This is a genomic window from Pseudoalteromonas sp. MQS005 (assembly GCF_001661605.1).
GTDB classification, from domain to species: domain Bacteria; phylum Pseudomonadota; class Gammaproteobacteria; order Enterobacterales; family Alteromonadaceae; genus Pseudoalteromonas; species Pseudoalteromonas tetraodonis.
The window spans coordinates 17,072-27,386 of the sequence record NZ_LYRQ01000058.1 but is presented as its reverse complement, the minus strand read 5'-3'; the positions used below and the strand labels follow the sequence as shown (position 1 = coordinate 27,386).

General features: G+C 41.3%; 11 protein-coding genes. All 11 read right to left on the bottom strand.

Annotated elements, in window-relative coordinates; all coding sequences use genetic code 11:
- Window positions 1-212: 212 nt before the first annotated feature.
- Window positions 213-428, bottom strand: a complete 216-nt coding sequence (locus A9479_RS16615; protein ID WP_033103890.1) for a TIGR02450 family Trp-rich protein — start codon at window positions 426-428, stop codon at window positions 213-215.
- Between the two features lie 69 nt (window positions 429-497).
- On the bottom strand, window positions 498-851 hold the full coding sequence (locus A9479_RS16610; RefSeq protein WP_064664056.1) for a cupredoxin domain-containing protein: 354 nt from the start codon (window positions 849-851) through the stop codon (window positions 498-500).
- Between the two features lie 22 nt (window positions 852-873).
- Window positions 874-3,117, bottom strand: coding sequence for a heavy metal translocating P-type ATPase (locus A9479_RS16605; protein WP_064664055.1), 2,244 nt, complete (start codon window positions 3,115-3,117; stop codon window positions 874-876).
- On the bottom strand, window positions 3,114-3,551 hold the full coding sequence (locus A9479_RS16600) for a MerR family transcriptional regulator (RefSeq protein ID WP_064664054.1): 438 nt from the start codon (window positions 3,549-3,551) through the stop codon (window positions 3,114-3,116). Before A9479_RS16600 ends, A9479_RS16605 begins: the two co-directional genes overlap by 4 nt.
- 208 nt (window positions 3,552-3,759) lie before the next feature.
- Entirely contained in the window at window positions 3,760-4,257 is a 498-nt protein-coding gene (locus tag A9479_RS16595; RefSeq protein WP_064664053.1) for a DUF2059 domain-containing protein, read from the bottom strand.
- A 128-nt stretch (window positions 4,258-4,385) separates the two neighbouring features.
- The gene (locus tag A9479_RS16590; protein WP_013464546.1) at window positions 4,386-4,718 is read right to left on the bottom strand and encodes a Na+/H+ antiporter subunit G; all 333 of its coding nucleotides are present in this window, start codon (window positions 4,716-4,718) and stop codon (window positions 4,386-4,388) included.
- A gap of 9 nt (window positions 4,719-4,727) precedes the next feature.
- Window positions 4,728-4,997: a K+/H+ antiporter subunit F gene (locus tag A9479_RS16585; protein WP_008114565.1), complete on the bottom strand. Its 270-nt coding sequence runs from the start codon at window positions 4,995-4,997 to the stop codon at window positions 4,728-4,730.
- Window positions 4,991-5,527 carry a Na+/H+ antiporter subunit E gene (locus A9479_RS16580; RefSeq protein WP_016899457.1) on the bottom strand — a complete coding sequence of 179 codons (537 nt, stop codon included), beginning with the start codon at window positions 5,525-5,527 and terminating at the stop codon, window positions 4,991-4,993. The genes A9479_RS16585 and A9479_RS16580 overlap by 7 nt, the downstream gene beginning before the upstream one ends.
- Window positions 5,527-7,044, bottom strand: a complete 1,518-nt coding sequence (locus tag A9479_RS16575; protein WP_024602786.1) for a monovalent cation/H+ antiporter subunit D — start codon at window positions 7,042-7,044, stop codon at window positions 5,527-5,529. The genes A9479_RS16580 and A9479_RS16575 overlap by 1 nt, the downstream gene beginning before the upstream one ends.
- Complete coding sequence (locus tag A9479_RS16570) at window positions 7,041-7,388, bottom strand: Na+/H+ antiporter subunit C (protein ID WP_013464542.1); 348 nt, start codon at window positions 7,386-7,388, stop codon at window positions 7,041-7,043. Before A9479_RS16570 ends, A9479_RS16575 begins: the two co-directional genes overlap by 4 nt.
- Complete coding sequence (locus tag A9479_RS16565; RefSeq protein WP_028835352.1) at window positions 7,388-10,180, bottom strand: monovalent cation/H+ antiporter subunit A; 2,793 nt, start codon at window positions 10,178-10,180, stop codon at window positions 7,388-7,390. The genes A9479_RS16570 and A9479_RS16565 overlap by 1 nt, the downstream gene beginning before the upstream one ends.
- Between the last annotated feature and the right edge of the window lie 135 nt (window positions 10,181-10,315).

Sequence of the window (10,315 nt, the reverse complement as noted above, 5' to 3'; positions counted from 1 at the left end):
TATAAAAACTAAAATAATATTTAGATTATTTTTATAAAAACTTTTGAAGAACGATTTAAAAACTATCGTTTTGTTGCCAAATGGCGAATTGGGATGAAAAAAGCTGTATTAGAGGAGAGTCGCTAGCAATGTGTTGTTCTAAAAAACAATAAACTAGTCGCTCATACTCATAAGGGCTATGAGCATGAGCAATGTGTTTTACAAAGTCTGCTTTATTTCCAACCTTGCAGCCATTTTTGTTGATCTTTTAAATCGCGCCACTGAATTGGGTATTGGTTTTTTGACATTACCGCCTCAGTGATACATTCAACGACGTTGCCGTCTTCATCAAACTCAACCTCAACAATAATAAAATGTTTTTCCTTATTAATTGCTGGGATCGCTGTCCATTTACTATTAAGCAGTTTTTTAGGATTTAATTTATTCATACTACGCCTTCTAAGTTTTCTACTTGAACATACGCATCAGAGCCATTTTTAGTTTTATTAATCTGATATTCAAGACACTAATAACGTGCCTTTATACATTTGCATTTGGCAATGAAAAGCATATTCACCCACTTTAAGTGCCGGCAGCTCAACAGTGTTATTCTCACCCATAGCGAGCGTTTTACTGATATCGAGTGAAGGAAACACCACCGTTTCGGCGCATGGGGCGCTGTCTTGTCGATTAAACGTCAGCGTTATTTTTTTATCAGCAGCCACTTTAATATGGGCAGGATAATAAACGGCGTTATTAACCACTATCGTTATTTTGTTATTATTACTCTGCACTTGCTTAGGTTTGTATAGCCAAAACCAGTAAATAATAACCGCAATTAACAACGCGCCGAGTATATTGATCATCAACATAATGCTACTCCTATTTATAAAATTACGATTTACTGGGTTTAAAAAAGCGCAGGCGATTGGCGTTTGTGACCACAGTTAGTGATGACAACGCCATAGCAGCACCTGCAACAACCGGGTTGAGTAATATACCAAAGAATGGATATAACAGCCCCGCAGCAATTGGAATACCTGCCACATTGTAAATAAATGCACCAAATAAATTTTGCTTAATATTGACTATAGTGGCGCTACTAACCGCAATGGCATCGCCAAGACTCTGTAATGAACCACGCATTAAGGTGATATCAGCGCTCTCTATCGCCACATCGGTGCCAGTGCCAATAGCAAACCCAACATCAGCCTGTGCCAGTGCCGGCGCATCGTTTATACCATCACCCGTCATACCGACTATTTCACCTTTAGCTTGGCGTTTAGTTACTTCACTGGCTTTGTCATCAGGCATTACTTGGGCAATAAAGTCCTTAATACCGACTTTGTTAGCGACGGCTCTGGCGGTAGCTTGGTTATCACCGGTCAGCATAACAACATGGATACCTTTTTTTTGTAGACGTTTAATGGCCTCTGCTGAATCGTCTTTTATCGGATCGGCTACCGCTATAATGGCTTGTAGTTGGGTATCAATAGCAAAATACATTGGCGTTTTAGCGGCGCTGGCTAATTGCTCAGCTTGCTCTTTTGCCTCTGCAATACTGATATTGTGTTGGCTCATAAGCGCTTCATTGCCAAACAATAAAGTTTGTCCATTTAATCTGCCTGTAACACCTTGCCCCGTCACAGCGTTAAAATCGCTGACTTTTTCAATCGTGATATCTTCATTCTCAGCATAACTTACAATAGCTTGCGCTAAAGGATGTTCGGAGCCGCTTTCAAGACTAGCGGCAAGCTTTAGCACGTGTACTTTATCGCTGTCATTAAAATTAATGATATCGGTAACGGTGGGTTTTCCTTCTGTGATCGTGCCAGTCTTATCTAAAATCATGGTGGTTATTTTAGAGGTGGTTTGCAGCGCTTCTCCATTACGAATAAGTATTCCCGATTCAGCGGCTTTACCTATCCCAACCATAATTGACATAGGGGTTGCTAAACCCAGCGCACACGGACAGGCAATGATAAGCACCGTGGTCACGGCCACTACCACATAAGCAATGCTCGGCTCGGGGCCAAAATTAAGCCATGCAAGGCCCGCGAGCACTGCAATAATCATTACCGTAGGAACAAATACGCCGGATATTACATCGGCTAAACGCCCTATGGAGGGTTTAGAATTTTGTGCTCGTTTAACCATATTAATAATACTGGCAAGTGTGGTTTCACTGCCAATATGGGTAGCTTTAAATAGCAACGTGCCACTTTTATTAATACTGCCTGCAACAACGGTATCGCCCTCACTTTTGTTCACTGGCATAGGCTCACCCGTGAGCATTGACTCATCCACTGAGCTGCGACCTTCAATGACTTCACCATCCACGGGGATTTTTTCACCGGGGCGTACACGCACAGTCTCGTTTTTTAGTACCTCACTAATAGCTATATCTTGCTCTTCGTTATCACGCACTACCCGAGCGGTTTTTGGCTGCAAACCGATTAAGCGTTTTATCGCCTCAGAAGTACGACCGCGGGCTTTTACTTCAAAGGCAAGGCCTAGGCTAATTAAACCGATGATCATCGCTGAGGCTTCAAAATAAACATGCCTGGCCACCTCGGGTAACACGCTTGGCGCAATGACTACCACCATAGAATACAACCACGCGGTACCTGTGCCCAACGCAATCAGTGTATCCATATTGGCGGTGTGGTTTTTAAATGACTGCCATGCGCCGTTGTAAAACTGTTTACCCGCAATGGCCATAACCACTAAAGTGACTATACCAACAATAAACCAGCCAATGCGCTGCGCGTTGGTGGTAACACTCATATCAAAAATAAGCCCATACAACATAAGCGGAGCGCCAACGCCTAGCGCCAATACCATATTTCGCATTAGCTTTTTATAGTGTGCGCTATCGGCTTTGGCTTTTTCATCTAGCGCGTCTTGCTCCGACTCGCTATTCATTGGCTTAGCCTTGTAACCAATATTTTCGACTGCTTCAATCAGCTCAGCTGATGGCGCATTGCCTTCAACTTGCACACTGCGATCAGCAAAGTTCATTTCAACACGCTGCGCACCTGATACGCTTTTTAGCGCTTTTTCTATTTTTGCGACGCAGCTGCCGCAATTGGCACCTTCAATTATAAAATTTAGCACTGTGTCTTTATTGTTGCTCATTTTGCTTCCTCGGAACTCACTTGTTCGTTAAGGGGATCTACAAAGGTCTCAATTAAACTACATATATCAGCACTTACAGCACCATCGCTTGAGTTTTCCCACTGTTTTACCGCAGCTTGCATACGCGTTCTTAGTTTGAATGTTTCTTGAAATAGCCGCTCTGTTTCTTCGAGCCGTTTAGTTATTAATTGTCGTGTCAGTGGGCATGGGCAATTCCCTTGCTCCGATTGAGCAACTATTTGCTGAATATCTTTAATAGAAAAACCGAGTTGCCGTGCACTAATAATAAACTTTAAACGTTGTTGATCGTCTTTGGTATACACCTGATAGCCATTGTTTTGGCTACGAATGGGTTTAAGTAGCTTTATACGCGTGTAGTGCCGCACTGTATCTTGGGTCACTCCCATCATTTTAGCTAGCTGTTTAACATACATAACTCACTCCATCGGGTTTTAATAGTGACATAATAAACCTATGTGTAACACACAGGTCAACCGCTATTTTAAAACTCAGAGAATGCGTTATCGGCACATTAAATAAGTGATTACGTTTGCTTAAAGAAGAGGAAGAATACAGCAGTCACAAAATAGTGACTGCTAGAAAATGTAGACGTTATTTTGCTACGAGTTAGGTTAACTATATTTAATTAGCTTCGCTACGCGATTGTTTAAGTGCTTCACCTAGCTGCTCAGCAATTGCTTGGATCTCAGGCATGGCTTCTTGCACTAGAGATTGTGACATTTGCATAGATGCTTGCATCACCTGTGGCATTTTTTTCAAAATAGCTTGCCCTGACTCTGTTTTATAAAAATCGAGCATATCGCTAATCTCTTGCTCACTAAATTGCTTATCATAAAGGTTAACCATCATAGGCTGCATTTTTTGCCAGCTCATTTTGGTTTTTAGCACCTTAGTCATATCGGCATAATATTTGTCAAATATTGGCTTTTCATCTGGCTTTACCCCCATTTGCACCGACATATTTTGCATCATGCCCTCAACTTGAGAATACATAGAGTCAACCATAGCGTCCATATCCATCACCTCTACCAGCTCATCAATTTTTTGTTGCTTAGTAGTTTGCGCTGCATATAAGTTAGTTGAAAAAATAAGTAGTGATAAAAGTAATACCTTACCCATATTAATATCCTTTTTGTATTTGAATTTACGCCATACTCACATGTTCAATAAGTGTTGTAAATGGGAACAACCAAAAAAACAAAAAGCCGAATAACTACCATTATTCGGCTTTTTGTCGTTTGTTAGGGTTAATCTTTTTCGATATTATCGAGTCCTTTCGTTCCATCTTTGGCTTTTAACTTATGATGAATAGCGGTTTTAATTAGCATATAACCACTAATGGGCGCCGTGATTAATAAAAATATAGTGATTAATATTTCTTTTACGCTTAAGCCACTAGCTGAATTGGCAAAAAATACCATCGCAGCCGTGAGTATACTTGCCATCCCTAAAGTGGTTGCTTTAGTTGGCCCATGTAAACGCATAAAAAAGTCCGGCAGTTTAATTAAGCCAATAGAGCCAATTAAAATAAAGAGCCCACCTAATAACAGCAATATTGATACGATCCATTCACTTATCATTTTAATACCTTACTCAATTATATCGCCACGAAGTAAATACTTACATACTGCCACCGTACTTATAAAGCCTAACATTGCGATAAGCAAAGCGGCTTCAAAATATAAACCTGTTCCCATACTGATGCTATATAAAATAATCAATGCAATAACGTTAATGTACATTGTATCGAGCGCCAAAATACGATCTGGTACTGATGGACCAATAATAAGTCGCCATAGATTTAGTAGTAATGACAATCCAACCATTGAAAAAACAATCAGTAATACTGTATCTAACATTGAAATATCTCCTTTAGGGGAGCTTCGTAGCGTGCTTTAATTTGTTTGATAAGTGCTTGCTCATCATCTAAATCTAACACGTGAATTAATAAATATCGCTGCGCCGGTTCATCGTCTTCATTAAGTGACTTAATGAGAGGATAAACCTCAGCACTTACTGTACCCGGCGTTAAAGACACACAACTAGCTAAAATAGTAATTGGCATTTCATGCATTAAATCGATAGGCACTTTAACAAAACCTGGACGTAAATTTTTTGAAGGGCCCAGTATTAATAAGGCCACTTGTAAATTAGCCACAATAATATCGTAAAGCACAATAAGTAACTGCTTAAACGCCAAGCCAGGCTTTAATATGAGTGGTTGTGGATCTCTAAACGACATACTAAATAAAGGAATAAGCAGTGCTAACAATGCACCCAATATAATATGCCCTACAGACACACTGTTATTTAATAATAGCCATACTATAAATAAAAATAGACTACGAAACGGTGTGGGTAACCAACGAAAACGAGCTTCTAAGCGCATTACAGACCTCCCTTGAGTACCGCATTAATACCACCACTAATATCATGAAGTTGTGTTGCTGTTTCAAGTGCATATTGCGTTGCCAAATCACCAAAAACAACCAACAGTATTGAGCTTGTGAGCAGGCCAACAAGTACGATAACTTGCAACGGATGTGCATTAGCAACATCAGCAGCCTCACCGCCTTTGTCTTTATGCTCCCAAAACAAACTCGTGCCTGCACGTGATATAGCAACAATTAACGCTAAGCTCATAATTAAGTAAACAGGCCAAAATACCAGTGCTTGCTCACTGTTTAAGGTGGTTTTTAAAATCCAAATTTTACCTACAAAACCTGAAAGTGGCGGCATACCTATGACGGTTAGTCCAGCGATAATAAAACACGCTCCCAACAAGAATGGTTGTTTAACTGCGCGTCCGCCAACTAATCTGTCGCCGGCTTTACCTCGCTGAGTTGCAATTAAATCAGCCAGTAAAAATAGTGCTGCAGTCACTAACGTTGAGTGCACCAAATAATACAATAGTGCAGCTGTGGCGTTTATATTTTGAAGTGCAACCAGTGCCACTAAAGTACCCACAGAAACCAGTACTAAGTTTGCGGTAAGCTTACGTAAATCTTGTGCTGCCAACACCCCGATTGCCCCAATCACTATGGTAGCAATGGCCAACGCCCATAGCCAAGACTGCGCCATATGCTCAAGTTCACCGGCTTGCTCACCAAATACCACTGTATATACGCGTAAAGTGGCGTAAACACCTACTTTGGTCATAATCGCGAATAATGCAGCAACCACAGGTGTCGCACTTGAATAGGCATTTGGGAGCCATAAATGCAGTGGTAATAGTGCACTTTTAAGGGCAAATACCACAAGCAATAGTAACCCGCCCGCTTTAGCTAAATAAACATCATCACCGGTTAACTGCGGTACTTTATTAGCCATATCAGCAATGTTTAGGGTACCCAATACCCCATATAAAATACCTAAGCCGATTAAAAATACACTTGAGCCAACTAAGTTTAAAATAACGTAATGCAGTGCTGCACGTGTTTTTGGTTTACCGCCGCCGTGCATTAATAGCGCATAAGAAGCAATTAGTAACACTTCAAAAAAGACAAAGACGTTAAATAAATCGCCCGTTAAAAACGCACCATTTACCCCTAATATTAAAAAATGAACCAAGGGATGGAAAAAGCTGCCTTGCTCGTCATCGCCGGCACACCCATATAAAACCACACCAAGGCCTAAAAAGGCGGTTAAAGTAACCAGTAAAGTTGAGAGCATATCTGCTACCAATACAATACCAAACGGCGCTGACCAGTTACCGATTGCATAAACAATAATCCCGTTATCTTTAACCTGAACCAGCAGTAATACTGTAATTACAAAGGTTAAAATAGCCATTAGGCTTGAAGTTAATCGCCGTGCAAATAAACTTTTGCCACACGGTGGCAGTAGCAGAATGATTGCCGCTAGCATAGGCATTAAAACAGGCAAAGATGCTAAATGCTGAATCATTTTCTCTCCTTGCGTTTACTTCTGGTTAGGGTGCCATCAACATGATCATTCCCTAAATCTGCTCGCCCTCGTATCGATAAAATAACCACAAACGCAGTCATGGCAAATCCTATCACAATAGCTGTTAATACTAAGGCTTGTGGCAGCGGATCGGCGTAATCAGCGCCAGTTCCAAGTACCACCGCTTTATTGATAGTTAAGCGCCCTGATGAGAATAAAAACAAATTAACCGCGTAAGAAATCATTGTCAGCCCCAATACCACTGGGAATGTGCGCGCTCTTAATAATAAGAACACACCACAGGTGACTAGCACGCCAACGCAAGATGCGTATAACAGTTCCATTAAATATTTACCTCTTCTTTCTCTGCGTTCGCTGTCATATTACCTAAGCTCGCAAGGATCATTAGCGTCGCGCCAACGACGGTTAAGTACACGCCCAAGTCAAATACAATGGCGCTAGCTAGCTCTGTTTTACCAACAAACGGAATATCAAAGTAATCAAACCAGGTAGTTAAGAATGGTTTATCGAAGAACCAACTTCCGACACCCGTAAACATGGCGATAGCGATACCTGATGCAATAATTTTTCGATAGTTAACATCAAAACGTTCATTAATCCACGCAGTACCATGGGCCATATATTGTAAAATAAAGGCAATAGAGGTCACGAGGCCGGCAATAAATCCACCGCCCGGTAAGTTATGACCACGTAAGAAAATATAAGCGGATACTAATAGCGCCAATGGTAATAAGCTTTGTGAAATACAAGCCAATAAAATAGGGTGACGGTCTTTAGACCATGGGCGCCCTTCACTGTCGCTTGCTGGCATATAAAGCGGAATTCTTGATAACAGCTTAAATATACCCAGTGCTGCAATCCCTAACACGGTGATTTCACCTAAGGTATCAAAGCCCCTAAAATCAACTAAAATAACGTTAACAACGTTAGTACCCCCACCGCCTGTTTTAGCATTAGCGACAAAGAATTCAGAAATTGAGTTAAGAGGACGGGTCAGTAATGCATAACAAATACTAGCAATAATTACCCCCACCGTAGAGGAAATAACCACATCACGTAAAATACGTAATGAGCTTGACTCTCTTGGCGTGCTTTGCGGTAAGAAAAACAGTGCCAACATTAATAATATGATGGTCGCAACTTCTACTGTAAGTTGCGTTAAGGCCAAGTCAGGCGCTGAAAAACGTGTAAACGCCACCGACACCATTAATCCCACAATCGACAGCATTAATAACGACACCATCCGAATTCGATGCCAAATAACGGTAGCAATAGCACCAATAATCAGTAGCCCTGCACCTATAGCATTTTGAATATCAACTGGGGTGTTAGGTACACTGCCAGCTAGCTGTTTCATTTCAAATAATGGCCAACCTGAGGCAAGTAATACAACGCCTAACATAATAAATACATAGCGTTGTAATGAGCCATTTTCTGTTGATTGGATTTTGTTTTGACACCAATTAACCACAACCGCTAAAAAACGCTCGAATATTTTTTTAGCATTAAAAGGGGGTAACGACGCCTGAAACTGAAATAAGTACTTACGATTAACGTAAATAAATAAACCACCAATCACCGCCATACCACTCATAAGTAGAGGTAAATTGAAACCGTGCCAAATAGTTAGCTTGTACTCAGGCATAGCTTGGCCAAGCACCGCCAATGAGGCAGCCGATAAAATACCATCTACTGCAAAGTGCGGAAAAATCCCCACTAAAATACACAGCACCACTAAGATTTCGATTGGCACTCGCATATAACGTGGTGCCTCATGAGGAGTGCGTGGTAAGTCTATCGGTTCACCATTAAAGAACACGTCATGAATAAAGCGAGATGAGTACGCTACCGACAGCGCACCTGCAACGGTTGCTAGCACAGGAATTAACCACGACATAGAGCCAAGTACTTGCTGATGCAGTGTTTCAGCAAAAAACATTTCTTTTGACAAGAAACCATTTAATAGCGGTACACCCGCCATAGCGGCAGCGGCCACCATCGCCAATGTGGCTGTATAAGGTAAGTAGCGCCACATGCCATTGAGTTTGCGCATATCACGCGTGCCGGTTTCATGGTCAATAATACCCGTGGCCATAAATAACGACGCTTTAAACGTAGCATGGTTAATAATATGAAAAATAGCGGCTACGGTTGCAAGTTGTGTGTCTAGGCCGAGTAATAGAGTAATTAGGCCTAAATGACTAATTGTTGAATAGGCTAATAAGCCTTTTAAATCATGTTTGAATAGCGCAATGTAAGCGCCAAATAAAAGTGTAGTTAAACCCGTCAAACCGACTAATAAAAACCAAGTGTCGGTACCCGCCAGTGCTGGATAAAAACGCGCAAGTAAAAAGATACCCGCTTTTACCATAGTGGCAGAGTGTAAATAGGCACTAACAGGCGTAGGTGCTGCCATGGCGTGGGGTAACCAAAAATGAAACGGAAATTGTGCAGACTTGGTAAAGGCGCCTAGTAATACTAGCACCAGCGCTAATTCGTATAAATCATGTGATTGAATAATCGCTTTGCTAGCTAAAATAGTGTCTAGGTTGTAGCTTCCAACAATATCACCTAGCAGCATTAAGCCGCCCAGTAATGCTAAACCACCCGCACCGGTTACCGCCAGTGCCATACGCGCCCCCTTGCGCGCCTCTGATTTATGCCACCAGTAACTAATCAACAAGAACGAGCTAATACTGGTTAGCTCCCAAAATACCCATAACTGAATCACATTGTTTGACATAACAATGCCCAGCATGGCGGTCATAAATAACATTAAGTAACTAAATAGCTTTGGCAGTGAATCGTTTTGACTTAGGTAATAACGGGCATACAAAATAACCAGCAGCCCTATTCCTAAAATCATAAATAAAAACAGTAAACTCAATCCATCTAAGCGTAAGGAAATATCCAGCCCTAAAGCAGGTATCCACTGCGCGCTAAAACGAATGGTTTCTCCCGCGAGAACCGCAGGCGCATGATAAAGTGTAATTGCAAGCGCGGCTAAAGGCGCAATAGCCGTTAGGCTCGTTGCCTGATTTCGAGAAAGTTTGCCGGTGCATGCAGAAATAACACTGCCTAATAAGGATAACAGGGGTATCCAGAGCAAAGTCATAATGAAGGGCCTTTTTGAATCATAAAGTTTATCAATTCGCTACTTGTTATTATTAAATACCAAAGTGACTTGGGTATACGTTTTATATCTGTTTTTTAACAACATTAATACGTACAGTTATACTGATAAACACGG

What these genes read in the sequence shown, in the direction of transcription:
- A9479_RS16615 (WP_033103890.1), bottom strand. Translation starts at nt 428, where the DNA reads ATGAATAAATTAAATCCTAAAAAACTGCTTAATAGTAAATGGACAGCG.
- A9479_RS16610 (WP_064664056.1), bottom strand. Translation starts at nt 851, where the DNA reads ATGTTGATGATCAATATACTCGGCGCGTTGTTAATTGCGGTTATTATT.
- A9479_RS16605 (WP_064664055.1), bottom strand. Translation starts at nt 3,117, where the DNA reads ATGAGCAACAATAAAGACACAGTGCTAAATTTTATAATTGAAGGTGCC.
- A9479_RS16600 (WP_064664054.1), bottom strand. Translation starts at nt 3,551, where the DNA reads ATGTATGTTAAACAGCTAGCTAAAATGATGGGAGTGACCCAAGATACA.
- A9479_RS16595 (WP_064664053.1), bottom strand. Translation starts at nt 4,257, where the DNA reads ATGGGTAAGGTATTACTTTTATCACTACTTATTTTTTCAACTAACTTA.
- A9479_RS16590 (WP_013464546.1), bottom strand. Translation starts at nt 4,718, where the DNA reads ATGATAAGTGAATGGATCGTATCAATATTGCTGTTATTAGGTGGGCTC.
- A9479_RS16585 (WP_008114565.1), bottom strand. Translation starts at nt 4,997, where the DNA reads ATGTTAGATACAGTATTACTGATTGTTTTTTCAATGGTTGGATTGTCA.
- A9479_RS16580 (WP_016899457.1), bottom strand. Translation starts at nt 5,527, where the DNA reads ATGCGCTTAGAAGCTCGTTTTCGTTGGTTACCCACACCGTTTCGTAGT.
- A9479_RS16575 (WP_024602786.1), bottom strand. Translation starts at nt 7,044, where the DNA reads ATGATTCAGCATTTAGCATCTTTGCCTGTTTTAATGCCTATGCTAGCG.
- A9479_RS16570 (WP_013464542.1), bottom strand. Translation starts at nt 7,388, where the DNA reads ATGGAACTGTTATACGCATCTTGCGTTGGCGTGCTAGTCACCTGTGGT.
- A9479_RS16565 (WP_028835352.1), bottom strand. Translation starts at nt 10,180, where the DNA reads ATGACTTTGCTCTGGATACCCCTGTTATCCTTATTAGGCAGTGTTATT.